Raw genomic sequence first — 25,554 nt, 5'->3', positions numbered from 1 at the left:
TCACGTGTCCCGGCTCAACGACCTGCTCCGCCAGCTCGAAGCGAACGAGAAGACCGCGGCGATCGCCAAGGAACTCCGCACCGAGTACGACGCGCTCGCCGACCGTCGTGCCTTCGGTCTCAACTTCGAGCGCCACACCCCGGAGACCGTCGAGCTCCCCGGCCGCCCGGTCCGACGCGGCGACAAGGTCCACGTCCTCCCCGAGCGCGGCAAGAACCCCACCCAGGAGAACTCCCGTCTGTGGCGAGTGATCGCGATCGACCGAGCCACCGGCGTCGCGACGATCGAGGATTCGAGCACCGAGCCGGCCGAGACGCAGGAGCAGCCGGCCACCGAGCTCGTCGTCGTCGCCGAGTTCCGCGACCCGATCTACCCGGGCCTCGCTTCGACAGGGAAGGTCGAGCGCGGCGGCGACAAGCCGTTCCACACGGTCATCAACGCGGAGAACTACCACGCGCTCCAGACGCTGCTGTTCACCCACCGCAGCCAGGTTGACTGCATCTACATCGACCCGCCTTACAACACCGGGAACGAGGGCTGGATCTACAGCGACAAGTACGTCGCCGGCGACGACCACTACAAGCACTCCAAGTGGCTCGCGTTCATGGAGCGACGGCTGTTGCTCGCGAAAGAGTTGCTGAAGCCGACCGGAGTGATCATCGTCGCGATCGGCGACGAGGAGCACCACCGGCTGCGGATGCTGATGGACCAGGTGTTCGAGGCGCAGAACTTCATCTCGGACGTCGTATGGCAGGGCGGGCGCAAGAACGACTCGCGATACGTGTCCAACGGCGCTGACTACATGTTGGTGTATGCCCGGGATGAGTCAGCGCTGGCGACTGCCGACGTCCAGTGGAGTGATCGGAAGCAGGGCGTCGACGACGCTCTTCTGGCTGCGTCGACTGCCTGGGCGGAAGCGGACGGCAACGCGACGCTCGCCACTACGGCGTTCAGATCGTGGATTCGTTCCAATCGAGGCCGGTTGACGGATGGTGTCGCACGCTACAACGCGATTGACAGTGCCGGGCGCGTGTTCTTCGCCGGCGATCTAAGCAGCCCGAACCCTCGGCCAAATCTGAGGTACGACCTGGTGCATCCGCATACCGGACTCCCGGTGAAGATGAACCCAAACGGCTGGAGAACCAGCCGAGAGGCCATGGACAAGTTGCTTGCTGACGACCGCGTCTTGTTCGGCGTCGACCACACGTCGACGGCCTACTACAAAAGGTTTCTTTCGGACCAGACACAAGAGACGGTGGGCTCGGTCTTCGAGCGTGATCGACGGGCGTCCGGGCTCCACCTCAAGAAGGTCCTTGGAGAGGGGCGGTTCCCGAATCCGAAGGATCACGAGGTCATTGCGCGCTGGCTGCGCATCGCAGGACATGCCGATGACGTGGTCCTCGACTTCTTCGGAGGATCGGGCACCACCGCCGAGGCAGTCATGCGCCTCAACGAAGAGGACGGCGGCACCCGCCGGTGCATCCTCGTCACCAACAACGAGGCCGCCGCAGCCGATGCCAAGAAGCTACGCAAGGCCGGCCACCGGCCTGGTGACCAAGAGTGGGAGAAGAAGGGTGTCTACGAGTACGTGACCAAGCCCCGCATCAGCACCGTCGCCACCGGCGTCCGGCCGGACGGATCGACGTACTCCGAGGGGCTGGAACAGAACGTCGAGTTCTTCGACCTCAGGTATGAGGCGCCGCTGCGCGTGTCGAGCAACCGCGAGTTCGCGAAGGTCGCGCCGCTGCTCTGGATGCGGGCAGGCTCGCAGGGTCGCCGGATCGACGACGTCTCGGCCGGGTTCGAGGTCGCGGACACCTACGGTGTGCTCGCCGACCTCGACCAGACCGAGCCGTTCCTCAAGGCGCTCGCCGAGCGCGAGGCGAGCGGTGCGGAGATCCGGGTGGCGTTCGTGGTTACGGACGACGACCGGCTGTTCACGTCGGTGTGCCGGGACCTTCCCGAGCACGTCGAGGCCGTACGTCTCTACGAGGCGTACCTGCGGAACTTCGAGATCGAAGCGGGACGGAGCGCGCGATGAGGTTCGAGCTCCACCCGTACCAGCGCGACGCGGTCGAGAAGGTCCTCGACAACCTGGAGCGCGCACGAGTCGCGTTCCACCGCGACGGTGAGAGCTCGTCTCTCTCGCTGACCGCGACCACTGGCGCCGGCAAGACGGTGATGGCGGCTGCCGCGATCGAGGCGCTCTTCTACGGCAGCAGTGACCTGCTGGACGGATTCGAGCCCGATCCGGGCGCCGTCGTCGTCTGGTTCTCCGACGACCCGGCTCTCAACCTGCAGACCCGAGACCGGTTGATCCAGGCCTCCGAGCAGCTCAACGTCGCCGACCTGGTCGTGATCGAGCCGCCGTTCTCCCGCAAGAAGCTCGAGCCCGGCAAGGTCTACTTCCTCAACACTGGCAAGCTCGGCAAGAACTCGCTGCTGACGCGCGGGCACGTCGCCGACGCGGACGTTGAGCAAACCGCTGCGTTCGCGGTCGCACCGGACCTGCAGTCGTCGACCATCTGGGAGACGATCTCCAACACGATCGAGGACGAGGACCTCACGGTGTACCTCATCCTCGACGAGGCCCACCGCGGGTTCACCCCGGCGAAGGTGCAGGACAAGCCGACCCTGGTGCGACGCCTGATCAACGGGCACGCGGGCTACAAGCCGATCCCCATCGTGTGGGGGATCTCGGCGACGATCGAGCGGTTCGACGATGCGATGAAGACTGCCGACGCGTCGAAGAACCGGCGCGCCTTGCAGCGGGTGCTCGTGGACCCGGGTCTGGTCCAGGCCTCCGGTCTCGTCAAGGACACGATCGCGCTGACGATCCCCGACGAGGCCGGCCAGTTCGATCTGACGTTTGTGCGCCACGCCGCCGAGCGACTGAAGGCGTCTGCCGACCGGTGGGCCGGCTACGCGAAGCAGCAGGAGGAAGCAGACGTCGTCGTACCCCTGCTCATCCTGCAGGTGCGCAACACCCCCGACGACGAAGCGGGCGAGACGACGTGGCGCGACGAGATCGGGCAGGCGCTCGACGTGATCGCGGCGGTCCTCGGAGACGTCGACGCCCGCCACGTGCGGCACGTCCTTAGTGGCCACAAGCCGCAGAAGTTCGGGCCATGGGAGATCGACTGGATCCCGCCGCAGCGCGTCGAGGGCACCCGCGAGGTCCGCGTCCTGGTCGCGAAGGACGCCATCTCCACCGGGTGGGACTGCCCGCGCGCGGAGGTGATGGTGTCGTTCAGGCCTGCCAAGGACAGCACCCACATCACCCAGCTCCTTGGGCGCATGGTGCGCTCCCCGCTAGCGCGCCGCGTGCCCGGGGACGAGCGGCTCAACGCCGTCGACTGCATCCTGCCGTTCTTCGACCGGACCACGGCCGGGAACGTGGTGAAGTACCTGACCGGCCAGATCGAGGAGATGCCTGGCTCGGCTCAGCGCAAGGTGCTCCTCGAGCCGTGCGAGCTCACCCGGAACCCCGCGATCCCGCAGGCGGTGTGGGACGTGTGGGACCGGCTGCCGACCCAGACGATGCCGCAGCGCGGAGCGCGCCCGGTGATCCGGCTGACGGCTCTGGCCCAGGCGCTCTCGCACGACGGCATCCGGCCCCGCGCACTCGAGGCGGTCAACGGCGAGCTGATCCCCGTGCTCGACAAGCTCGCGGCCGACCACGCCGACGCGCTCGAGGCGGCGGTGTCGGAGATCTGGGACGTCCACGTCAAGGAGATCCTGGGTCGCACGGGCGGGTCCAGGCTGACCTACAACGACTTCGTCATCCGCGCCGACGACCGGGCGATCCGCACCGGCTTCCGGTTCGCCACCAAGGCGCTCGGCCACTCGCTGGCGACGGCGTACGTGGACCACCTGTGCCCTGAGGACGACGATGACGACGAGCTCCGCGACGCGTTCGTCCGGACGGCAGCGCTCGCCTCGACCCGCGACGTGCGGGCGCGGGTCGACGAGGTGGCGAACTCGATCGCGGAGCGCTGGTTCGACGAGTTCCGCCGGGAGACCGCCAAGCTCAGCGACGAGCGCCAGGAGGAGTACGAGAAGATTCGCGGACTTGCGGTCGACCCGCAACGAGGCTGGCTCGGCGAGCCTCGCCTGCGGATGGAGGACTACAAGGTCGTCGACAAGGCGACCGGCGAGGTGTCCGAAGCGCCGCTGCTCGAGGGCCACCTAATGGCGGACGCGAACGGTCTCTATCCGCTCGGCGGACTCAACCCCTGGGAGGTCGACGTCGTCCGCACCGAGATGTCGCGCGACGGCGCGCTCGGCTGGTATCGCAACCCGCCGCGCCCGGCGACCGACTCGCTCACCATCGCCTACCGCGACGACGCAGGCAACTGGCGGTCGATGCACCCCGACTTCGTGTTCTTCCACGACATCGACGGTGAAGTGAAGGCGTCGATCGTCGACCCGCACAGCCACCACCTCGACGACGCCCGGATGAAGCTCAATGCTCTCGCCGATTACGCCGAGAGGTACGGCGACAGCTTCGATCGCATCGAGCAGGTCACCGTCATCGGGAACCGCAAGCGCACGATCCCGCTGCACTTTGAGTACTCGCGCGAAGGCATCCGCAAGCTGGGCCGGTCCGTGGTGGAGTACTACGAGTCGGACATCGCGATCGCCTACGAAGCCTGACCAGGAGCACGCCATGCAGGTCACCCAGATCCTCAATCAGATTGACAGCGGAGACATCGCTCTGCCGGAGTTCCAGCGCGGCTACGTGTGGAACCGAGACCAGGTGCGCGGCCTGTTCACCTCGCTCTACCGCGGATACCCGGTGGGTGGGTTCATGACCTGGAACACGGCCGCCGACACGGCCGCGGCGCGCGGCGGGGTAAGCACCGACGGGACGATCAAGTTGCTGCTCGATGGACAGCAGCGCGCGACGTCTCTGTACGGCGTCATTCGCGGTCAGGCTCCGAAGTTCTTCGAGGGCAATGCGCAGGCGTTCACCGGCCTGTACTTCAACGTGGTCGACCAGGCCTTCGAGTTCTACGCGCCGGGCAAGATGAAGAATGATCCGGCTTGGATCGACGTGAGCGCGTTGATGGGCTCCGGCGTCGGCAGCCAGATCCCGACCATGCAAGCGCTAGCGGCGGGCGACAACGCCCTGTTCGCGACGTACCTCGACCGTGTGAACGCGGTGAACGAGATCCAGCGCCGCGACATGCACATCGAGGAGGTCAGCGGAGCTGACAAGACGATCGACGTCGTCGTCGACATCTTCAACCGGGTCAACTCGGGCGGCACCAAGCTGTCGAAGGGCGATCTCGCCCTGGCCAAGGTGTGCGCGTCGTGGCCCGAGGCTCGCCAGGAGTTCAACGACGCCCGGACCGAGTGGCGCAACGCGGGCTTCAACTTCAAGCTCGACTGGCTGCTGCGCGTCGTCAACGCGATCGTCACCGGCAAGGCGCCGTTCTCGTCCCTTGCTGGAGTCCCGGTCGCCGATGTACAGAACGGCCTGAAGCTTGCCCGCAAGTACGTCAGCGCCTGGCTCAACGTGATCGGAGGCCGTCTCGGGCTCGACCACGACCGTGTCCTGTTCAGCAAGTTCGCGCTGGTCATCCTGGCCCGTCACATGCACCTCAACGGAGGGCAGCTCCCCGACGCCGCAACGCAGGGACGGCTCCTCGCGTGGTTCGCACACACCGGAATGTGGGGCCGCTACGCCGGGTCGACCGAGACGTTCCTCAGCCAGGACCTCGACGCCGTCAACAACGGCGGGGTCGACGCGCTCATCGACGTCATCCGTCAGTCGCGCGGCGACCTCACCGTGCGGGAGAGCGACTTCGCCGGCAGCACGATGGGCTCGCGCTTCTACCCGACGCTGTACATGCTGACCCGGACCCAAGCAGCCCGTGACTTCGGTACGGGCGTCCCGCTGTCGGCGTCGCTCCTCGGCCATCTCGCGTCCTTGGACGTGCACCACATCTTCCCCAAGGCGCAGCTGTACAAGGCCGGATACCACCGCAGCGACGTCAACGCCGTGGCGAACTTCTGCTTCCTCACCAAGCAGACCAACATCTCCATCAGCGCGACTCCGCCGGCGACCTACATGCCGAAGGTAGAAGCGAGTCAGCCAGGCGCCCTCGCCAGCCAGTGGATCCCGAACGACCTCGCTCTCTGGGAGGTCGACCGCTTCCATGACTTCCTTGCCGCGCGCCGTCGCACTCTCGCCGCGGCTGCCAACCAGTTCCTCTCCAGCCTCGAGAGCGGAGCAACACCACAGCCGGACCTCATCTCAGCAGCCCCGGCCGAGCTGCCAGCGGTCGAGCAAGACGAGGCAGTCTCCGAGGTGGACGAGCTCGTGGCATGGCTTCTGGACGAAGGATTCTCCGCTCCGGAGCGCGACGTCGAAGTGGCTGACGAGGTCACCGGTGAGTACCTGTGCACTGCCGAGGCATTCTGGCCCGCCGGGCTGCAGGAAGGCATCGGACGCCCAGTCGTCCTTGAGTTGGACGAGCGCGACGTGGTCGACCAGTTGGCTGCGCGCGGTATCGAGGCGTTCACGACAGTAGTGGCGCTCCGCGGGTACGTTGAGCGCCTCCGGGCCGGTGCGATCGAGTAGGTGTTCAGCGGGCTGACTCGCGGCGGGCCCAGGGACCGCGGCACAGACAGTGACGCCGACGCGTATCAGCCCCGAAATCTGGTGATCTACCGGATAGTGTCGGCCTCATCGGCGATGCTGATTCGGTGAAGGTGGACGAGCTCTCCTGGACGGTCCGCGACCTACGCGACGCGCACGAGACGGATCTGCTCCTCGGCGTGGAACCGAGAGTCGTCGTACTGCTGATCCGGGAGCGCAACGCCTGGAACAGCACCTGGGTGAAGCACTACCTCAAGAACGCAACGATGTACACCGACGTCGACAGTGCAAAGGCGGGCGCCGAACGGCAACGGCAACGCGGCAACGTCTTCTCCATCCGCGAGGTGCCCGCCATCCTGCTGCGCGGCGAGCGTTCCGCCGTGGCACTGACCGACGCACATCCGGACAATCCGTTCGGGGCCTTCACGGCCACATCCCGCGTCCAAGACACGCCTTTCGGGCGCTACGTCACGGGGATCTATCCCGGAGTGTCGGTCTACGACGCGGTACAGACCTTCGGACACGACTCAGGATTCTGGACGGGGCCAAGGCCCAACGTGCATTCGCTCCGGACCGGCAAGTTGGACACCGCCGTCCAACTCCGGCGGATCCCAAAGACGCTGTACGCCGCGACATCGTTCGGGCAGGGCAGCAACTACTACCTGGGATGGAAGCAACAAGACTCCCGCCACGTCTCGAAGGCAGCTCGTCAGCTCGCGAAGCAGTGGCAAGACATGCTGGCCTCCGCCGAGCTGGGAGCGTCCCCGAGTCGCGACGACCTCGTCCGACACAGGGACGACGTCCTTCAGGCCTTTCCGCACTCGGCATGGAAGTCCTTGAAGGCAGCGGCCATCGCCCAAGCACAGCAGGATTTCGACCGTGCCAGCACCGAGTGGGAGGAACTGTCGGATCTCGCCTCGACCATCGAGGAGGAGACCTGGGACGCCGAGGTCGAGTTGGAGGAAGCCCGCAGGGACCGCCTGCAGCCCGCCGACACGTCTCGAGGAGTCCGGGAGCAGCGCGAGCGTGTGGAGCGAGCCGTGGAACGTCTCGAGCACCTTCGTCTGTCGGCCCAGCAAGGCGAAGCCGCTGCGGACGCCGCGTGGAAGCGCCGTTCGGCAGCGCACGGCGTACTGCGTTCTGCCATGGTGGTGAGGTGAGGAGCGAAGTCGTGAGCCGCACCCATGGGCCGGACCAGGGTCTACCGGCCACTGTCACCACAGCGGCAATAACACGTTGATTAGAGGGTGAAACGGGGGCAGGACCAAGGGCGTGAATCGACTGACTATGAGGCCAAGGTTCCCGTGTCCAGAGAATGCCCGCGCGAATAGCTGTCAGTCGAAGGCCGCCGTTGCCTGGTTGTTGGCCTCGTCGCCGCTGCGGTAGTAGCGGTTCTGGACCGTGGCGATGTTGATCCAGCCTCCGGCGGCCATGAGAGCGCTCTCGGAGAGCTTCTTGTCGTCCACGCAGATGCGCGCGAACCGATGGCGAAGCGAGTGCCAGGTCAGACGTGCGTCGCGGCGCCGCGAAACCCGTACGACGAACGTCTTGCCGTCCCACTGGTGCCACGTGTCCTCGTACACGTCGATCGGCCACCCGGCGCGCTCCATGGCCGGCAGGAGGTGGTCGGCGTTGAAGGACGTGTGCCAGAGCATGCCGCCGTTCTCAGCCGGAAACAGCAGCCCTTCCGGATTGGTGCCGGCCTGCTGCTCCAACCGCGCCTGCTCGACCCGCTTGCGCATCTCCGCGCGGAGCGGATAGCCGGTGAAGGATTCTCGTGCGATCGGGGCGCGCCGAGTGATGTCCCCCTTGGGCAAGCAGCGACGGTCCTCGTCCGCCGTGCCGCTGGGGTTGATCTGCCAGTTGATGTGCATGTGAGCCGAGGGGTCCTCACTGCAGCCATCGACGTGTGCGTCGTCGGCCGTGAGCTGGAACTGCTCACCCCACCGGCATCCCGAGTTCGCGGCGAACTCCGGGGCGAGCTCCGCCCATAGGGGGAACGAGGCGGCCAGCTGTGCGCAGATCGAGCGGACTTGGCGGGGGGTGGGCGCGTCCTCGTCGCGGATGTACTGGTGCGCCTCGCCGATCCGGCGACGACGGGCGGGGGAGTTGGCCTCCTCGATCAGGCGGGACCGACGCGGGTACGCGGGATCGGGTGCGAGTGCCCCGCGCGGGAGCTGCTCGGCCTGTGCGTACGAGATGTACTTCCGCTTACCGGCCCAGACCAGGAACGCGCGGAGCGCCGACGTGTTCTGTCGGACAACGTGGTAGGTCCCACCCTGGGCGCGCATCGCGTCGACTACCTTGCGGTCGAGATCGATGTCCATAGCCCGCAGGTGCTCGTGGCCGTGCAGGCAGCGGTTGAGCGCCTTGCGAATGTTGTTCTTCTGGGCGGGCTTCCACAGCTCCGGCTTGTTCGTCCGCTTGTGCGGGTAGGGGCTACGACCCTCCTCGACGAACTGGTCGACGGCCTTTCGGAGCGGGGTCACGGCGAGGGGCCCGACAGCCAGGTCGAGACGCAGGTCGATCGCGGCCGCCTTGGCTCGTGCGGTCTCCATCGTCGGTCCGCCGCTGGTGTCGCCCCGGGTGCCGTCGGGCTCCAGCCACTTGAGGCGGAAGTAGCCCTTCGAGCAGCGCTGGAAGATGTTGACGTTGCCGACGGTCTCGAGCGGGAGGGTGCGCTTCTTGGTCTGTGTCATGGACAGACAGGTCCGGCTCCGAAGAACCTGCGCAGTCACTGCCGTTCTGGGTCATCAATCTGCCGACCAGGGATGATCGTCCGACTTCGCGGCAGCGAGTCAGTGCCGGGCGAACAGCGCTAGTCCCCGCTCGGTGTGCTCGCGACCGGTGCGGTAGTAGCGGTGCACCACCGTGAGCTCGTTCTCCCAGCCACCCAGCGCCATGAGCACGCCGGGGTCGGCGCCGAACTCGTCGATGGCGATGCGTGCGAACCGATGCCGGTGGGCGTGCCACGGCATCACCGCGAGGACGCGGTGTCGCGTCTCGCGCGTGTAGGTGGCGGTGACCGGGTCCCACGTGTCGCGCTCCTCTACCCACTCGCGGAGAGGCCATCCGGCCTCGATCATGGCCGGTCTCAGAAGGTCGGCCTCGAAGCTGGTGTGCCACCAGAGCCCACCCCGCGGCGCCGGGAACAGGAGGGCGTCAGGGTTGGCGCCCGACGACTGCTCGGCGAGAGCCGTGTCGACGCGATCGCGAACCATGTTCTTCAGGCTTACGCCGGTGAAGGAGACGGCCGGGAGGGGAGCGATGCGGGTCTTGTCGCCCTTGGGACGTGCGCGACGCCCGTTGGGAGCGTCGGCGGGGGCGCCGGGGTCGATCGCCCAGTCGATGTGAAGGTGCGGTTGCTCAGCCTCGTGACATCCGTCCAGGTGGATGTCTGGCGCGCGCAGCTGGAACTGCTCGCCCCATCGGGGTCCGCAGTTCGCGGCGAGCTCGGGTGCCAGTGCTCCCCACGGGCCGACGCGGTGCTGCAGGGCCTGGGAAAGTGCGCGCACCTGGCTTGCTGACGGGGCGTCCTCCTCGTGGATGTAGTCCTCAGCCTGGCCGACTCGGCGGGCCCTGGTGCGTCGCGTCGGTGCCTCTGTCCCCTTCACCGCCGGAGCCGGCATGACCACCCGCGGGGGGAGCAGGTCGGCTTGGGCGGCGGTGAAGAAGCTGGGGGAGTGCCGGTAGCCCCAGAGCAGGAACGCCCGCAGGGCGGTGGTGTTGATTCGAACCATGTGTGGTGTGCCAGCTTGTGCGCGCATCCGGTCGAGTAGTTCGCGGGTAACGTCCATCGCCGCGGCGTCGGTGTGGCCGCGCAGGGCGCGGCCCAGGTTGTCCTCGATCTGGTTGCGGGTCGACCGTCGCCAGGGCCGGCCGGTGTACGGGCTGCTGCCAGCCTTGAGGTACAGCTCGAAGAGCTCGGCCAGGGTGGTGCTGGCCTGCGGGCCGGCCGCACGTGAGAGTCCGGCGGCGACCTTGGCTGCCTTGCAGCGTGCGCCGTCGAGGTCGCGCCCGCCAGACGTGTCCGCTCGTCGGCCATCCAGGCCAGTCCAGCGCAGCCTGTAGTAACCGCCCGAGTTGGCCGGGGCAAACACCGCGACGCTGTCGATGACATCCACGGGCCGTGCCCGCGGCACGGGGCGGCGGCTCATGGCAGGCCGCCGGTCCGCGGGCGCAGCAAAGCCCCCGCCCGTCGTCCGCCGGATCCTCGGGGGAATCCGGGGGAAACCCGGGAAGGGGCTTCGCGTTTATGCAGGTCAGGGGCGGTGTAGCCCCTCTTGCTCAGATGTCGTAGTAGAGCTCGAACTCGTGCGGGTGCGGCCGCTGCTGGACCGGGGCGATCTCCTGGGTACGCTTGAAGTGGATCCACGTCTCGATCAGGTCGTCGGTGAAGACACCGCCGGCCGTCAGGTAGTCGTGGTCCGCCTCGAGGGCCTCGAGCACGGCGTCGAGGCTGGTCGGCACCTGGTTGATGTCGGCCATCTCGTCCGGCGGCAGCTCGTAGATGTCCTTGTCGATCGGCGCTGCGGGCTCGGTCTTGTTCTGGATGCCGTCGAGGCCGGCGAGCATCAGGGCGGAGAAGGCGAGGTACGGGTTGGCCGACGGGTCGGGGAAGCGGGCCTCGACGCGCTTGGCCTTGGGGTTGGCACCCGTGATCGGGATACGGACCGAGGCGGAGCGGTTGCGCGAGGAGTAGACCAGCGAGATCGGCGCCTCGAACCCGGGCACCAGCCGGTGGTACGAGTTCACGGTGGGGTTGGTGAAGGCGAGCAGCGACGGAGCGTGCTCGAGGATGCCGCCGATGTACCAGCGAGCCATGTCGGACAGCCCGGCGTAGCCGGTCTCGTCGAAGAACAGCGGGTCGCCGTCCTTCCACAGCGACGAGTGGATGTGCATGCCCGAGCCGTTGTCGCCGAAGATGGGCTTCGGCATGAACGTGACCGACTTGCCCTGGTCCCAGGCGGTGTTCTTGACGAGGTACTTGAACTTCATCACGTCGTCGGCGGCCTTGAGCAGCGTGTCGAAGCGGTAGTTGATCTCCGCCTGCCCGGCGGTGCCGACCTCGTGGTGGGCACGCTCGACGAGCAGGCCGCACGCCTCGAGGTTCTTGACCATGTCGGCGCGCAGGTCGCTGTAGTGGTCGTACGGCTCGACGGGGAAGTAGCCGCCCTTGAGGCGGGTCTTGTAGCCCTTGTTCTGGCCGTCGTCCTGGCCGGAGTTCCACCAGCCCTCGACGGAGTCGATGTGGTAGTAGCCCTCGTTCACGCCCGTGCTGTAGCGGACGTTGTCGAAGATGTAGAACTCGGCCTCGGGAGCGAAGTAGGCAGTGTCCGCGATGCCCGTCGAGTCGAGGTACGCCAGCGCCTTGCGCGCGATGTTGCGCGGGTCGCGGCTGTAGGCCTCACCGGTGATCGGGTCGTGGATGAAGAAGTTGACGTTGAGCGTCTTGGACTTGCGGAACGGGTCGAGGTACGCGGTGGTCGGGTCCGGGAAGAGCGACATGTCCGACTCGTTGATCGCCTGGAAGCCGCGGATCGACGAGCCGTCGAAGCCGAGGCCGTCATCGAAGACGCTCTGGTCGAACGACGACGCGGGCACCGTGAAGTGCTGCATGATGCCCGGCAGGTCGCAGAAGCGGACGTCGATCATCTCGACGCCCTCGTCCTTGATGAACTTCAGGAGCTCATCGGAGTTGTTGAACATTCGGTTCCTCCTTGACGGCGGCGCGCGCACGTCGAGTTTGCAGCGTTCGGGAGCGGAGCCTCGTTGCACCGTGCCGCCACGCTAGGTGGGAGCAGTTTCAAGACCGTATCCCGTTTGTTTCGCTCGTGTTACGGGTGACCGGTCGCTGGGCCGTCCCAGGACGCCTCCTAGGCTGGTCGCGTGACCAGCGCTGTAACACCGGAGCTCGCGTCCGCCTCGTGGGGGCGACGCATCCTGGCCCTGTTCGTCGACTGGGTGGCCTGCCTGGCGGTCGTCGAGGGCCTGGTGGCGGTCGACGTCCTCGGCGGCAACCCCAACGGCCTCGGCACGCTGGCGCTCTTCGTCCTCGAGTCGGCGCTGTTCACCACACTGGCCGGCGGGTCGTTCGGCAAGCTCGCCACCCGGCTGCGGGTGGTCCGGAACGACGGCTCCGGCCAGCCGGTCTCGCTGCTGCGCTCCCTCGGTCGCTCCGTGCTCGTCGCGCTGCTCGTGCCGCCCCTGCTGACCTTCGACGGTCGTGGGCTCCACGACGTCGCGGCCGGCACCCGCACCATCGCGGTCTAGTCAGGGCTAGTCAGGTCCACGCGTGAGCCGGCGGCCGTCGCGTTCCCCGGTCGCCTCGCGTCGCCGCCCGGCGTAGCGTCGAGAACTTGCCACGGGGGACCTTCCGGCTGTCGGAACTCGCTGAGGAGGACCGATGACGACAACCTCAACCAGACACGTTCATGTGGCGCCGGCAGCGCGCGCAGGTCGGCGGACAGCATCGGCTGTCACCACCGCGCTCGTCACGCTGCTCGCGCTCCTCGTACTCGGTGGCAACGCCGAGGCGACCGATGACGAGGGCTCGCAGGACGCCCTCGCCCCGACCCTCGCCGCCGCGACCGGTCACTCGCACCCGACCGCGACCAGCAGCGACGTCGTGGTCGACTGGAGCCGCATCGCCTTCGAGGCGGCGACGACGGACGACGGCTTCGTGTCGTTCCTGGGCGCCCGGCACCAGGCGATGATGCACATCGCGATGCACGACGCCCTCAACGCCATCAGGCCGAGGTACGAGCAGTACGCCTACGTCGGCCGTTCGTACGGCGCGGACCCGGTCGCGGCCGCCGCGGCAGCAGCGCACGACGTGCTCGTGACCGTCTATCCCGCGCAGCAGGCGACGCTGGATGCCGAGCTGGCGACCTGGCTCGCCACCGTGCCCGACGGCCCTGCCAAGACGAGGGCCCTCACCCTCGGCGCCGCGACGGCGGCGGCCATCGTCGCCCTCCGCGAGGACGACGGCACGGTCGTCGACCTCTTCAGCTCGACCTACGTACCGGGGACCGAGCCGGGCGACTACCAGTTCGTGCCGCCGTACCCCTTCACCTTCGCCGAGGACTTCCGCTACGCGACTCCCTTCGGGCTCACGTCACCTGAGCAGTTCCGGGTGCCGCCGCCCCCCTCGCTGAGGAGCCGCGCCTACGCCCGGGCGTACGACGAGGTGAAGTCGGTCGGCGCCCTGGGCAGCACGACGCGCACCACGGACCAGAGCAACTACGCCAACTGGTGGTACGAGGGGTCGGAGATCGGCTGGCCCCGCATCGCCCGCGTCACCGCGACGAGCGAAGACCTGGAGCTCTGGCGGGCGGCCCGGATGTTCGCGCTGGTCGACATGGCCCTGTACGACAGCTACGTCGCGGGCTGGGACTCCAAGTTCCACTGGGACTTCTGGCGGCCGTACACCGCGATCCGGGCCGGTGACACCGACGGCAACCGCCGCACGGTCGCTGACCCTGCGTGGCTGAGCTACCTGGAGACCCCGCCGGTCCAGGACTACCCGTCGACGCACAGCGTCCTCGGCGCCGGGGCGGCGGAGGTGCTCAAGCGAGCCTTCGGCACCGACCACGTGCCGTTCTCCATGGACTCGACGACGGCGCTTCCGGCGAACCCGGTCCGTTCGTTCGAGACCTTCACCCAGGCGGCGGACGAGAACGCCGACTCGCGCGTGCGAGCCGGCATCCACTTCCGCTTCTCGACCGAGATGGGCAAGGCCCTCGGGCGCAAGGTCGGCGCCTACATCGCCAAGAACCACATGCAGCCGTTGCGCCACTGGCACTGACGGCCGAGTCGCAGCAGCGTGGTCAGCGGCCGCGCTGCTGCGAGCGCATGCCCTTCATCGAGGTCGGCATCGGGCCCTTGGGGAGCGGCAGCTTGCCGCGCTGGGCGTCGAGGGCCTTGAGGCGCTGGAGGATGTCGGTCATCTCGGCGGGCTTGACGTTGCGGCCGAGCTTCTGGACGTGCTTGACCAGCTTGGGCAGCGGGACCTCGCCCTCGCCGCGGCCGCAGACGACCTCGTGGATCGGGACGCCGTAGGCGACGCGCTCGTGCTTCTTGCGCTCCGTGGCGAGCAGCTGCTTGACCCGGCTGGGGCTCGAGCCCTCGCCGACCAGCACGATTCCGGGCGGGCCGACCACGCGGTGCACGACGTCCTGCTGCTTGGTGAAGCCGACGACCGGGTCGACCTTCCAGCCGCGACGGAGCATCTGCAGGGCTCCGGCCCCGGCGGCCGGCTGGCCCTCCATCTGGGTGTACGCCGCCTTCTGGGCGCGGCGACCGAAGACGAGCAGCGCGCAGAGTGCACCGATCAGGAGCGCACCGACGACCGACATGATCCAGCCGATCATGCCGTCGCCCGGCAGCACCCACATGAGCGCGAAGCCGAGGGCGGCGCCGAGCACGAAGACGCCCATCACGATCAGGCCGATGCGCGGGTCGCTCCGCTTGGCCATCTGGTAGGTCTGCATGATCTGCCCGCGGCGCGAGCTGGGCGTGGTGGCGGGGGTCGACATGAGGTGGCCTTGTCCGGTCAGGTGTTGAACAGGTGCTGGTGCTGGTGCTGGGTGGAGCTGGGTGGTGCTGGGTCAGACGGCAGCGGCGGCGCGCGCGTCCATCGCCTGACCGTACAGCCGGCCGGCGCGGTAGGACGAGCGGACCAGCGGACCCGAGAGCGCTCCGGCGAAGCCGATCTCGTCGGCCTCGGCCTTGAGCTCGACGAACTCCTCCGGCTTGACCCACCGCTCGACGGGGTGGTGCCGGGGGGAGGGGCGGAGGTACTGGGTGATGGTGATCAGCTCGCAGCCGGCCTCGTGGAGGTCGCGAAGCGCCTGGCTGACCTCCTCGCGGGTTTCGCCCATGCCGAGGATCAGGTTGGACTTGGTCACCAGGCCGAAGTCGCGCGCCTGGGTGATCACGTCGAGCGAGCGGTCGTAGCGGAACGCGGGGCGGATCCGCTTGAAGATCCGCGGCACCGTCTCCACGTTGTGGGCGAGCACCTCGGGACGGCTCTCGAAGACCTCCTGGAGGAGGTCGGGCTTGCCGTTGAAGTCGGGGATCAGGTTCTCCACGCCCGTGCCGGGGTTGAGCTCGTGGATCACCCGGACGGTCTCGGCGTAGAGCCAGGCGCCACCGTCGGGCAGGTCGTCGCGGGCGACGCCGGTGATGGTGGCGTACTTGAGCTGCATCTTCTGCACCGACTCCGCGACGCGGCGCGGCTCGTCGCGGTCGAGCGGCTGCGGCTTGCCGGTGTCGATCTGGCAGAAGTCGCAGCGGCGGGTGCACTGGTCGCCGCCGATGAGGAAGGTGGCTTCCTTGTCCTCCCAGCACTCGAAGATGTTGGGGCAGCCCGCCGACTGGCAGACCGTGTGGAGCCCCTCGGACTTCACGAGGTTCTGCAGGGAGGTGTACTCCGGCCCCATCTTGGCCCGGGTCTTGATCCACTCCGGCTTGCGTTCGATCGGGGTCTCCGCGTTGCGGATCTCCAGTCGGAGAAGCTTGCGTCCTTCGGGTGCGGGAGCGGTCGTCACACGCGCCACTCTACGACGGTGCCCCGAGCGTCCCCAATCAGCATCCGGAGCACTCAGGTCGAGGCGTCGACGTAGTCGGGCTCGGTGGACTCGAGCCGCTCGTGCGCCGTCGTACGACCCTTCCCGCGGCCGCGCTCGACGGAGCCGAACGCGGCGGCCAGGCCGAACTCCGTCATGTTGCCGTAGACGGACTCGACGCGGTCGGCCGGGACGACGTAGGTCTCGTGGAAGATCCCGACGTCCCCCGTCGCGGCCACGTCCTGGTTGAACGCGCGCCACGCGGGCGCGTGCGACAGGGAGACGTCGCGGGCGAAGGCGCCGAGCTCCTCGGCGCTGCGCCAGTACTGGATGGTGACGAGCGTGCGTCCGCCGACCAACGAGTGCGCGCCGAGCAGCCCGCGGTCGCTGCCCGCCAGCTCGCGGAGCATCCGCGGCATGCCGACGAACACGGGCCACCAGGTGCGTACCCGGCGCAGTCGGTTGATGCGCATGCCGATGACGAAGACGACGACGTCGTCGACCTGCGGGTCGGCGACGTACTGACCGCCGCGCACTCCTGCTGGGGCGCGTCCGGGCGCCGGGGCATAGGCGCGGGGGACACGCCGGGTGGTGGAGCCGGCCATGGCGGCCTCCTTGGATAGTGGTACTGTCTTGTACGACAGTGGCACTATCTATGAAGTAGGTCAAGGGGGACGAGCGTGCGGATGTCCGAGCTCTCGGAGCGGACCGGCGTGCCGGTGCCGACGATCAAGTACTACCTCCGGGAGGGGCTCCTCCCCGAGGGCGACAAGCGGACGCCGCGGCTCACCGACTACGCCGAGCAGCACGTACGACGCCTCGAGCTGCTGCGGATCCTGCGCGACGTGGGCGACGTGCCGGTCGAGGGCCTGCGGCGTCTCGTCGCTGCTTCGGAGACGCGGGGGACCGTGCACGACCTCTTCGCGGTGGCCGCCGACGCACTCGCACCCACCCCGCCTCCGGCGTCCGCCGACCCGTCGCGAGGGCAGGCGCGGGAGATCGCCGACGCGATCATCGCCCAGGCGGGCTGGGACTGCGTGCGCAAGGACTCCGTCGACCGCGACAACCTGGCGGCGACGCTGGAGCTGGTGGCGTGCTTCGACACCCACCCCCGCGACCCCGCCGAGATCGCGCCCTACGTCGCGATGGCCGACCAGCTCGCACGCCACGAGATCGCCAACCTCGACGACCGCAAGGACCGCGTCGGCCTGCTCGAGGAGATGATCGTCGGGCAGGTCGTCTTCGCGACCGTGCTCACCACGCTGCGGCGGCTCGCCGAGGAGCACCACTCGCACGAGCGGTTCGGTGAGGACCGGCGCGACTGACGCACCGGTCCGCGCGGGTCACGCGCCCGGGCGCACCAGCTCGATGCGGGAGCCGTGGCCCGGCTCGGGACGGGCGTCGTAGTCGGGGGTGGCGTCATAGGGCTGCCAGGCGAGGTACGTCGCCAGGTGCCGGCGCACGCTCGGCAGCACGTCGTCGATCGTGACGTCGCGACCGAGCTCCTGCGAGAGCGAGGTGACGCCGGCGTCGGCGATGCCGCACGGGACGAAGCGGTCGTACCAGCCCAGGTCGACGTCGCAGTTGAGGGCGAAGCCGTGCATCGTGACGCCCCGGCTGACCCGGATCCCGATGGCGGCGATCTTGCGCTCGGGGCCGCGCTCGTCCTCGCGCAGCCACACGCCGCTACGGCCCGGGATGCGGGCGGTGGTGACGCCCAGGTCGGTGCAGACCGCGATGAGCGCCTCCTCGACCCGGCGCACGTAGTCGACGACCTTGACGTGGTCGGGCAGCTGGACGATCGGGTAGCCGACGAGCTGGCCGGGGCCGTGGAAGGTGATCTTCCCGCCGCGGTCGACGTCGATCACCGCCGCGCCGCCCGGGTCGAGCGGCCGCTCGTGGGGGTCGGTGCGCTTGCCGGCGGTGAACACGGGCGGGTGCTCGAGCAGCAGCACGGTGTCGGGCCGCGAGCCCGCGACGACCTCCTCGTGCACCCGGCGCTGGAGGTCCCAGGCGGCCAGGTAGTCGACGGCGTCGTCGCCGAGACCGGCGACCTCGAAGGCGAGCGCGTGCGTGGCGATCTGGTCCGACGACATGGCCCCGAGCGTACGCCGCTGGGCCGTCCGTCCCGCCGCGGGGACATCTGAGGACGCAACGGTCGGCCCAGGCCCTCGGTTCCGTCCACGGCGTCCTCAGACATGTCCGAGCGGGGACGGGCGAACGCCTGTGGATGACGCCTGCAGCCGACCGCGGGATCGGCGAGGGTGGCGGGGTGGACCCGCGACGACTGCTCCCCGCGCTCACCGCCGTCGCCTGCGCGCTGGTGGTGGCGACGCTCGTGGTCGTCGTGGCGCGCCCCGACCCGGCGCCACGCCCGCGCCTGGCGAGCCCGGCGTCGTCCCCGTCCGCGCCGCAGGCCGAGCGGTCCGGGCCGGCCGCGGTGCTGGCGGCCTGGGACGAGCGGCGGTCCGCCGCCTGGGCCGAGGGCGACGCACGCGCTCTCGGGAGGTTGTACGCCGACGGGTCCGGAGCGGGGGCGGCCGATGTCCGGCTGCTGCGGGACTACGGCCGGCGCGGGCTGCGCGTGGAGGGGATGGTGACGCAGGTGCTGGCCCTGCGGGTGGCCGCCCGGTCACCGGGCCGGCTGGAGCTGGTGGTCACGGACCGTGTCGTCGGTGCGGAGGCCGTCGGGTCCGGCGCGTCCGTCTCGCTGCCGGTCGAACGACCGTCCACGCGACGGGTGGCGCTGGTCCGCGAGGGTGCGAGGTGGGTGGTGGCTGAGGTGCGCGATCAGGACAGCGCGGCGGTCAGCACCTCGCGCACGTCCTCGTCCTCGAAGTCGTAGCCGGCCCGCTCGAGTGCTGCCGGCCGGGCGTTGACCGAGCCGAGCACCTCGGGTGCGAGGTCGCCGGCGGCCAGCTTCATCAGCGGCGCCGGGACGGCGAGGAAGGCCTTGCGGCGCAGCGCGGCCGCCAGAGCCTTGGTGAACTCGGCGTTGGTCGGCGTGTGCGGGCAGCAGAGGTTGAAGGCGCCGGAGACGTCGCGCGACTCGATGAGGTAGCTCACCGCGCCGACCCAGTCGCGCAGCGAGATCATCGGCATGAACTGCTCGCCCGACCCGAGGCGGGCGCCGCCGCCGGCCTGGAAGAGCAGGCGCAGCTGCTTCAGCGGCGGCGAGGTGCGGTCCATGACCGGGGAGGTCCGCAGCTCGCACACACGAGCGCCCGCCTTGCGGGCCGGGTCGGCCGCCTCGGACCACTCGTGGGAGACGTTGGTGAGGAACGCGTCGCCGGTGCTGGGCGTGTCCTCGGTGACCGGCGACGTGCCGTGGTCGCCGTACCAGGCGATGCCGTTGCCGGCGAGGAAGGCAGCCGGGCGCGCGGTCTCGGCGATCGTCTCGGCGAGCAGGCGGGTGGTCGAGACTCGCGACTCGAGCACCTCCCGGGCCCACTTCCTCGAGTGCGGGTTGCCGGCGATGGGCGCGCCGGCGAGGTTGACCACCGCGTCGGCGGACTCGATCACCGCAGCGTCGATGCTGCCGGCGGCCGGGTCCCACCGGGACTCGTGGGCCGAGCCGGGCTCGCCCCGGACGAGGGCCGTCACCTCGTGCCCGTGCACCCGCAGGTGGTCGGACAGGTGGGTCCCGAGAAAGCCCGAGGCACCAGCGATGACGACGCGCATGTCCCCACCCAACCATGCGGCCAAAGCGGCTGCGGATGGTTCAGCCGGCCAGGTGGGCCCACCGCGACGACAGCTCGTGCCACGGTCCGTCGTCGACCACGCGACCGGAGTCGAGCACCACGACCCGGTCGGCCTGCGCGAGTGCCGCAGCCTTGCTCGTGGCGCCGATGACGGCCGTGCCGCGAGCCCGCAACGCCTGCCACAGCTCGATCTCGGTGGCGGCGTCGAGCGCGGACGACACGTCGTCGGCCAGCAGCACGTCGGCGTCCGTCGCCAGCGCCCGGGCCAGCGCGAGGCGCTGCACCTGCCCACCGGAGAGGCGTACGCCGCGGTGGCCGACGACGGCATCGGCGCCACCGGCCTCCGAGACGTCGCGTCCCATGCGGGCCGCCTCGAGCGCGGGCACCACCGAGCGGTCGGCGTGGTCGAGGGCGACGTTGCCGGTGAACGTGCCGGACAGCACTCGCGGCACCTGCGCCACGTGGGCGACCCGACCGGGCCGGAGCGTGGTCTGCGGGTCGTCGACGAGGCGGTCGTTCCAGCGGATCTCGCCCGTGCTCCCGACGAGGCCGGCGAGCGCGCTGAGCAGGCTGGACTTGCCCGACCCGACCTGGCCGAGCAGCAGGACGAGCTCGCCGGCCCGCACGTCGAGGTCGACGTCCTGCACGCCGACCGTGCCGTCGTCGTGCACCGCGGCGAGGTCGCGGATCGTGAGGATGCGCAGCGGGTCGCGGTGGGGCGTGGAGGGCTCCGGCCCGGTGCCGCGGACGAGGTCGACGCCGGGGGGCAGGTCCATCAGGTCGCCGCCTCCGGCGAGCTCGCTGGTGGCGTTCATCCACGCCCGGGTGCCGGGCGCCTCGGTCACGACCGTGCCGGCGACCCGACCGAACCAGTCGAACCCGCTGACGGCGTTGGCGACGAGCAGCGCGGTCGCGAGCTCCCACCGGCCGGTGAGCAGCCCGGCCCACGCCGCGACGACGCCGCACTGGACCATGACGACCGGCACGCCCTCGAGCAGCGCCTGCACGCGGTGCTCGCGCACGGCGGCGTCCACGCGGCCACCGTCGACGTCGCGCAGGTGCTGGTGGACCTGCGGCGTGGCCGCGGCGAGCTTGACGGTGCGCACCGACTCCAGCGCCGACACGAGCGACTGCCCGAACCTCGCGCGTGCGGTCGATGCGGCCGCAGCCGAGCGTCCGGCGACGCGGCGGCCCAGGGTCGAGGCGAGGGCGGACGCGACCATGACGGCCAGCAGGACCGCGCCGGCCAGCCAGGTGCGGGCGATCAGGGCGGTCACCACCGCGATGACCAGTCCGTTGACGAAGTCGACCCAGCGGTCGGTGTAGCGCGCGAGCCGGTCGGCGTCCATCGTGCGGGCGACGACCTCACCGGGCGGCGTGCGCAGCAGTCGGCGCTGGGACGTCTGCCCGTGGAGCACCGCGGCGCGCACGCGGAGGCGTACCTCCACCCACCAGTGCGGATAGGTGCGGAACGCCTGGGCGAGGAGGAGCGGGCCGACGAGGAGGGAGGCGACGAGGGCGACGACCAGGAGCCCGGGGCGCTCACCCGCCTGCAGGTCGGTGACGATGTGGCCCCATACCCATCCGGTGACCGCACCGAACGCACCGGTCAGCGAGGAGACGAGGAACAGGAACGCTCCGAGCAGGCCCCACTGCGGCTGCATGCTGATCGTGTGGAGCACCTGGCGGGCCAGGCTCGGCGTCGGGGCGAGCTCGGGCGGCGCCGGGGGAGTGGTGCTGCGGCGCACCGACCCGATGGTGGAGTCGTCGTGGTGGTGCTCCTCGACGACCGCCTCGTGCGCGGCGGCGTCGAGGAGGTCGCGGAACCGGCCGTCCTCGGCGGCGAGGCGGGCCCGCGGGCCCTGCTGGACCACGCGACCGGACTCGAGGACGGCGACCTGCTCGGCTCGCTCGGTGGTGGAGAGCCGGTGGGCGACGAGGATGCCGGTGCGTCCCGAGATCAGCCGGTCGGCGGCGCGTACGACGCGGGCCTCGGTGACCGGGTCCATGCGGGCCGTGGCCTCGTCGAGGACGACGACGCTGACATCGCGCACCAGGAGCCGGGCGAAGGCGACGAGCTGCTCCTCCCCGGCGGACAGGCTGGTGCCGCCGGGGCCGAGGACGGTGTCGAGGCCGTCGGGCAGCCCGGCGACCCACTCGGTCAGGCCGAGCTCGGCCACCGCCGCCTCGACGACCGAGCGGGGGACGTCGTCGAAGAGGGTGATGTTGTCGGCGAGGGTGCCGGCGAGGACCTCGGTGCGCTGGGTCACCACGCCGACGGCGGAGCGCAGCTGCTGCAGGTCGAGGTCGAGGACGTCGACCCCGCCGAGGAACACCATGCCGCGCGGCGGCTCGACGGCACGGGACAGCAGGGAGGCGAGGGTGGACTTGCCCGACCCGGTGCGACCGACGAGCGCGCAGGTGTGGCCCGCGGTGAGCAGGAGGTCGACGTCGCGGAGCGCGAACGTGCCCGTGCCGTAGCGGAACTCCAGGTGCCGGAACTCCACGTCGAGCGGGCCGTCGGGCACGGGGAGGCCGCCCTGGGGCTCGACGGACGAGGCCATCATGGCGCGCAGCCGGAGCACGGCGCCGAAGCCCTCCTGGAGGTCGGGCAGGTGGCGGGCGAGCATGTCGACGCCCCCGACGAACATCGTCGTGACGAGGAACAGCGTGACCAGCCGCGCCGTCGACAGGTCGCCGGACAGGACCAGCGCGACGCCGACGACGCCGACCGCGGCGAGGGCGCCGTGGAGCAGCCCGCCGCTGCGCCGGGTGACGCGCACCTCGACCGCGAGGACCGCGTCGAGGGTCTGGTGGATGACCGACGCGAGGTAGGCGTTGCGGCGCAGCACGTGGGCCTGGCCCAGTGAGGTGCGTACGTCGTCGCGGGCGGCGACGCCTTCCTCGGTGGAGGCGGCATGGTCGGTCCAGGCTGCCTCCTCGACGACCTTGCGCTGGGCGATCTGGGGGAGCAGGTGGCGGATCGAGAGGTAGGTGACGACCGCGGTCACCGGGAACAGGAAGGCCGCCGGCCACCAGGTGAGGGACGCGACCACCCACAGCGGGCCGGAGGCCAGGAAGGTGCGCGCGGCCTGCCACACGCCCCAGCGCATCAGCTGGCCGACCTCCCAGGTGTCGTCGTCGATGCGGTCGAGGACCTCGCCGACCGCCTGTTCGGAGAGCTCGGACAGCGGCTGCGCCATCGCCGCGTCGAGCAGGTCGGCACGCAGCTGCCCCTCGGCGCGGTCGCAGATGGTGGCCCAGATGGTCTTGGCGACCGTGTCGATCACCGCCCCGCCCACGACGCACAGCGCCAGGAGGGTCAGCAGCGTGCTGGTCGGGCCGACGGCGAGGCGCCCGGCGACCATCGAGCCGAGGGACGCCGCGACCGCGCCGAGCAGGGACATCGAGAAGCAGAGGTAGGTCAGCGGACGGCGGACCCGGCGCCAGTCGACAGGCACCCGACCCGGCGGCAGTCCGTCGGTCGCGGACGTCGTCGCCGGTGCCGGGTGGGTCTGCGTCTCGGTCACCGTCACAAGCACAAGACGTTACGTGCCGGGGCCGACATCGCGCGCCCGATTTTCGTGTGACCCCGGCCGCTGGCCGGAGCTCTTCGAGCGCGGGGCGTACGGAGATCGTGGAAGGTCTGGGTCACCTGGTGGCTCGGATCTTCCACGATCCGTGGGAAGTCACCGGATATCCGGTGACTCCAGGCAGCCGGCGACCGGGGCAGGACGCGACGACGCCCCGCCCACCGAGGTGGACGGGGCGTCGATCAGCGGCTGTGCTCAGACCTCGAACTGGCCGGCCTCGAGGCGCTTCTTGACCTCCTGGAGGAAGCGACCCGCGTCGGCGCCGTCGACCAGGCGGTGGTCGTACGTCAGCGACAGGTGGACCATGTGGCGCACCGCGATCGTCTCGCCCAGGTTGGGGTCGTCGATCACGACGGGACGCTTCACCACGGCACCGGGGCCGAGGATGGCGACCTGCGGCTTGTTGATGATCGGGGTGTCGAAGAGCGCCCCGAAGCTGCCGAGGTTGGTGATGGTGAAGGTGCCACCGGACAGCTCGTCCGGGGTGATCTTGTTGGTGCGGGTGCGCTCGGCGACGTCGGCGATCTTCTTCGCCAGCCCGGCGATCGAGAGGTCACCGGCCTCCTTCACCACCGGGGTCAGCAGGCCCTTCTCGGTGTCCACCGCGAACGCGATGTTCTCACGGTCGAAGTAGGTCACCTCGCCCTTGTCAGAGTCGATCGCCGCGTTGAGCTTGGGGTGCAGCTTGAGCGCGTCGATCGCGGCCTTGGCGAAGAAGGGCAGGTACGTCAGCTTCACGCCCTCGCGGGCCAGGAAGTCGGCCTTCGACGCTTCGCGGAGACGGGCGATCGAGGTGACGTCGACCTCCATGACCTGCGTCAGCTGGGCGGCCTCCCGCAGCGACTCGACCATGCGCGTGGCGATCACCTTGCGCAGGCGCGAGAGGGGCTCGGTGGTGCCACGCAGCGGCGACGGCGACGCCGACGACGGGGCGGCAGCAGCAGGCGGAGCGCCGGCGGCGGGCGCGGACGGCGCGGCGGCCGGAGCAGCCGGGGCGGAGGCAGCCTGCTGGGCGGCAGCAGCGGCGTCGAGGACGTCCTGCTTGCGGATCCGGCCACCGACACCGGTGCCCTGGACCGACCCGAGGTCGATGCCGTGCTGGTCGGCCATCTTGCGCACCAGCGGGGTGACGTACGCCGACTGGTCGCGGCCACCCTCGCTCGCCACCGGGGCTGCCGGCGCGGCCGGAGCCTCCTCCTTCGGCTGCTCCTTCGGCTCTTCCTTCGCCTGCGGCTCGGGCTCTGCCTGGGGCTTCTCCTCGGCCTCGGGCGCCGGCTCCGGCTCGGGCTCCGGCTCGGACTTCGGCTCTTCCTTGGCCTCGGGCTCGGGCTCCGGCTCGGCGGACTTCGCGGGAGCCGCGTCGCCGGACCCGATGATCGCGAGCTCGGCGCCGACCTCGACCGTCTCGTCCTCCTCGGCCTTGATCTCCAGCAGCGTGCCGGCGACGGGCGAGGGGATCTCGGTGTCGACCTTGTCGGTGGAGACCTCCAGGAGCGGCTCGTCGACCGCGACCTCGTCGCCGACCTTCTTGAGCCAGCGGGTGACGGTGCCCTCGGTGACGGACTCACCCAGCGCGGGCAGCGTGACCGGCGTACCGCCGCCACCACCGGAGGAGGAGCCGCCGGACGAGGCCTGCTCGGCCGCGGGCTCGGACTCGGCCGGGGCGTCGTCCTTCTCCGACTCGGGGGTCTCGTCGCCGGCGGGGAGCTCGCCGGTCTCCTCGGCGACCTGCTCCTCCTGCTCGGCCTTCTTCTCCGACTCGCCCTCGTCCTGGGGCTGCGCCTCGGGCTCGGCGGTCTCGGAGGCGTCGCCCGCGGACTCGCCCTCCTCGCCGATCACGCCGAGGACCGCGCCGACCTCGATGGTGTCGTCCTCGTTGGCCTTGATCTCGAGGAGCGTGCCGGCGACGGGCGAGGGGATCTCGGTGTCGACCTTGTCGGTGGAGACCTCCAGCAACGGCTCGTCGACGGCAACCGTGTCACCGACCTGCTTCAGCCAGCGGGTGACGGTGCCCTCGGTGACGGACTCGCCGAGTGCGGGGAGGGTGACTTCGGAGGCCATGTGGTTCCTTCGCTCGCGTTGGT

18 protein-coding genes are annotated in these 25,554 nt (G+C 69.9%); 8 read left to right on the top strand and 10 right to left on the bottom strand.

Annotation, left to right across the window (positions count from 1 at the left end):
* Window positions 1–4: 4 nt before the first annotated feature.
* The 4 genes from JOD65_RS23425 to JOD65_RS16150 all read left to right on the top strand — a co-directional run bounded on the left by JOD65_RS23425 (window position 5) and on the right by JOD65_RS16150 (window position 7,767).
* Window positions 5–2,041: a site-specific DNA-methyltransferase gene (locus tag JOD65_RS23425; protein ID WP_191195930.1), complete on the top strand. Its 2,037-nt coding sequence runs from the start codon at window positions 5–7 to the stop codon at window positions 2,039–2,041.
* Window positions 2,038–4,656, top strand: coding sequence for a DEAD/DEAH box helicase (locus tag JOD65_RS16160; RefSeq protein WP_191195929.1), 2,619 nt, complete (start codon window positions 2,038–2,040; stop codon window positions 4,654–4,656). The genes JOD65_RS23425 and JOD65_RS16160 overlap by 4 nt, the downstream gene beginning before the upstream one ends.
* Before the next feature lie 13 nt (window positions 4,657–4,669).
* Window positions 4,670–6,589 (top strand): GmrSD restriction endonuclease domain-containing protein, encoded by a 1,920-nt coding sequence (locus JOD65_RS16155; RefSeq protein ID WP_191195928.1) that lies wholly within the window; start codon window positions 4,670–4,672, stop codon window positions 6,587–6,589.
* A gap of 125 nt (window positions 6,590–6,714) precedes the next feature.
* Complete coding sequence (locus JOD65_RS16150) at window positions 6,715–7,767, top strand: hypothetical protein (RefSeq protein ID WP_191195927.1); 1,053 nt, start codon at window positions 6,715–6,717, stop codon at window positions 7,765–7,767.
* Window positions 7,768–7,941: 174 nt separating this feature from the next.
* Here the strand turns inward: JOD65_RS16150 and JOD65_RS16145 are convergent, their stop codons facing one another.
* From JOD65_RS16145 to glnA, 3 genes are all read right to left on the bottom strand, one after another.
* The gene (locus JOD65_RS16145; protein WP_191195926.1) at window positions 7,942–9,306 is read right to left on the bottom strand and encodes a site-specific integrase; all 1,365 of its coding nucleotides are present in this window, start codon (window positions 9,304–9,306) and stop codon (window positions 7,942–7,944) included.
* 99 nt (window positions 9,307–9,405) lie between these two features.
* A complete protein-coding gene (locus tag JOD65_RS16140; RefSeq protein ID WP_191195925.1) occupies window positions 9,406–10,731 on the bottom strand; it encodes a site-specific integrase in 1,326 nt (441 codons plus the stop codon).
* Window positions 10,732–10,894: 163 nt separating this feature from the next.
* A complete protein-coding gene (gene glnA, locus JOD65_RS16135; RefSeq protein ID WP_191195924.1) occupies window positions 10,895–12,316 on the bottom strand; it encodes a type I glutamate--ammonia ligase in 1,422 nt (473 codons plus the stop codon).
* A gap of 180 nt (window positions 12,317–12,496) precedes the next feature.
* Between glnA and JOD65_RS16130 the strand changes: the two genes are divergently transcribed.
* Both JOD65_RS16130 and JOD65_RS16125 read left to right on the top strand, forming a co-directional pair.
* On the top strand, window positions 12,497–12,880 hold the full coding sequence (locus JOD65_RS16130; RefSeq protein ID WP_191195923.1) for an RDD family protein: 384 nt from the start codon (window positions 12,497–12,499) through the stop codon (window positions 12,878–12,880).
* Window positions 12,881–13,013: 133 nt separating this feature from the next.
* The gene (locus tag JOD65_RS16125) at window positions 13,014–14,414 is read left to right on the top strand and encodes a vanadium-dependent haloperoxidase (RefSeq protein WP_191195922.1); all 1,401 of its coding nucleotides are present in this window, start codon (window positions 13,014–13,016) and stop codon (window positions 14,412–14,414) included.
* A gap of 22 nt (window positions 14,415–14,436) precedes the next feature.
* Here JOD65_RS16125 and JOD65_RS16120 read toward each other — a convergent pair whose 3' ends face one another.
* The 3 genes from JOD65_RS16120 to JOD65_RS16110 form a co-directional block, all read right to left on the bottom strand.
* Complete coding sequence (locus JOD65_RS16120; protein ID WP_191195921.1) at window positions 14,437–15,144, bottom strand: DUF4191 domain-containing protein; 708 nt, start codon at window positions 15,142–15,144, stop codon at window positions 14,437–14,439.
* Between the two features lie 72 nt (window positions 15,145–15,216).
* Complete coding sequence (lipA, locus tag JOD65_RS16115; protein ID WP_191195920.1) at window positions 15,217–16,158, bottom strand: lipoyl synthase; 942 nt, start codon at window positions 16,156–16,158, stop codon at window positions 15,217–15,219.
* A 53-nt stretch (window positions 16,159–16,211) separates the two neighbouring features.
* On the bottom strand, window positions 16,212–16,781 hold the full coding sequence (locus JOD65_RS16110) for a DUF4188 domain-containing protein (protein WP_191195919.1): 570 nt from the start codon (window positions 16,779–16,781) through the stop codon (window positions 16,212–16,214).
* A gap of 81 nt (window positions 16,782–16,862) precedes the next feature.
* Between JOD65_RS16110 and JOD65_RS16105 the strand changes: the two genes are divergently transcribed.
* The gene (locus JOD65_RS16105; RefSeq protein ID WP_191195918.1) at window positions 16,863–17,501 is read left to right on the top strand and encodes a MerR family transcriptional regulator; all 639 of its coding nucleotides are present in this window, start codon (window positions 16,863–16,865) and stop codon (window positions 17,499–17,501) included.
* Window positions 17,502–17,519: 18 nt separating this feature from the next.
* Here JOD65_RS16105 and lipB read toward each other — a convergent pair whose 3' ends face one another.
* Window positions 17,520–18,272, bottom strand: coding sequence for a lipoyl(octanoyl) transferase LipB (gene lipB, locus JOD65_RS16100; RefSeq protein WP_191195917.1), 753 nt, complete (start codon window positions 18,270–18,272; stop codon window positions 17,520–17,522).
* Window positions 18,273–18,406: 134 nt separating this feature from the next.
* Here lipB and JOD65_RS16095 point away from each other — a divergent pair, with 134 nt between their 5' ends.
* On the top strand, window positions 18,407–19,021 hold the full coding sequence (locus JOD65_RS16095; protein WP_204811232.1) for a hypothetical protein: 615 nt from the start codon (window positions 18,407–18,409) through the stop codon (window positions 19,019–19,021).
* Here JOD65_RS16095 and JOD65_RS16090 read toward each other — a convergent pair.
* From JOD65_RS16090 to sucB, 3 genes are all read right to left on the bottom strand, one after another.
* Complete coding sequence (locus JOD65_RS16090) at window positions 18,967–19,857, bottom strand: TIGR01777 family oxidoreductase (protein WP_191195915.1); 891 nt, start codon at window positions 19,855–19,857, stop codon at window positions 18,967–18,969. The genes JOD65_RS16095 and JOD65_RS16090 overlap by 55 nt on opposite strands.
* Window positions 19,858–19,897: 40 nt before the next feature.
* Complete coding sequence (locus JOD65_RS16085; RefSeq protein ID WP_307821214.1) at window positions 19,898–23,407, bottom strand: ATP-binding cassette domain-containing protein; 3,510 nt, start codon at window positions 23,405–23,407, stop codon at window positions 19,898–19,900.
* Between the two features lie 258 nt (window positions 23,408–23,665).
* Window positions 23,666–25,531, bottom strand: coding sequence for a 2-oxoglutarate dehydrogenase, E2 component, dihydrolipoamide succinyltransferase (gene sucB, locus JOD65_RS16080; RefSeq protein WP_191195914.1), 1,866 nt, complete (start codon window positions 25,529–25,531; stop codon window positions 23,666–23,668).
* Between the last annotated feature and the right edge of the window lie 23 nt (window positions 25,532–25,554).

Origin of the sequence: Nocardioides cavernae (genome assembly GCF_016907475.1) — a bacterium.
Taxonomy (GTDB): domain Bacteria; phylum Actinomycetota; class Actinomycetes; order Propionibacteriales; family Nocardioidaceae; genus Nocardioides; species Nocardioides cavernae.
The sequence above is the reverse complement of the archived record's forward strand: the minus strand, read 5'-3'. Positions and strand labels throughout refer to the sequence as shown.

Bases quoted from the DNA above. Each gene is read 5' to 3' on its own strand.
- glnA (WP_191195924.1), bottom strand. From the start codon at position 12,316: ATGTTCAACAACTCCGATGAGCTCCTGAAGTTCATCAAGGACGAGGGC.
- JOD65_RS16120 (WP_191195921.1), bottom strand. From the start codon at position 15,144: ATGTCGACCCCCGCCACCACGCCCAGCTCGCGCCGCGGGCAGATCATG.
- JOD65_RS16160 (WP_191195929.1), top strand. From the start codon at position 2,038: ATGAGGTTCGAGCTCCACCCGTACCAGCGCGACGCGGTCGAGAAGGTC.
- JOD65_RS16155 (WP_191195928.1), top strand. From the start codon at position 4,670: ATGCAGGTCACCCAGATCCTCAATCAGATTGACAGCGGAGACATCGCT.
- JOD65_RS16110 (WP_191195919.1), bottom strand. From the start codon at position 16,781: ATGGCCGGCTCCACCACCCGGCGTGTCCCCCGCGCCTATGCCCCGGCG.
- JOD65_RS16145 (WP_191195926.1), bottom strand. From the start codon at position 9,306: ATGACACAGACCAAGAAGCGCACCCTCCCGCTCGAGACCGTCGGCAAC.
- JOD65_RS16090 (WP_191195915.1), bottom strand. From the start codon at position 19,857: ATGCGCGTCGTCATCGCTGGTGCCTCGGGCTTTCTCGGGACCCACCTG.
- lipB (WP_191195917.1), bottom strand. From the start codon at position 18,272: ATGTCGTCGGACCAGATCGCCACGCACGCGCTCGCCTTCGAGGTCGCC.
- JOD65_RS16105 (WP_191195918.1), top strand. From the start codon at position 16,863: ATGTCCGAGCTCTCGGAGCGGACCGGCGTGCCGGTGCCGACGATCAAG.
- JOD65_RS16125 (WP_191195922.1), top strand. From the start codon at position 13,014: ATGACGACAACCTCAACCAGACACGTTCATGTGGCGCCGGCAGCGCGC.
- sucB (WP_191195914.1), bottom strand. From the start codon at position 25,531: ATGGCCTCCGAAGTCACCCTCCCCGCACTCGGCGAGTCCGTCACCGAG.
- JOD65_RS16095 (WP_204811232.1), top strand. From the start codon at position 18,407: ATGACGCCTGCAGCCGACCGCGGGATCGGCGAGGGTGGCGGGGTGGAC.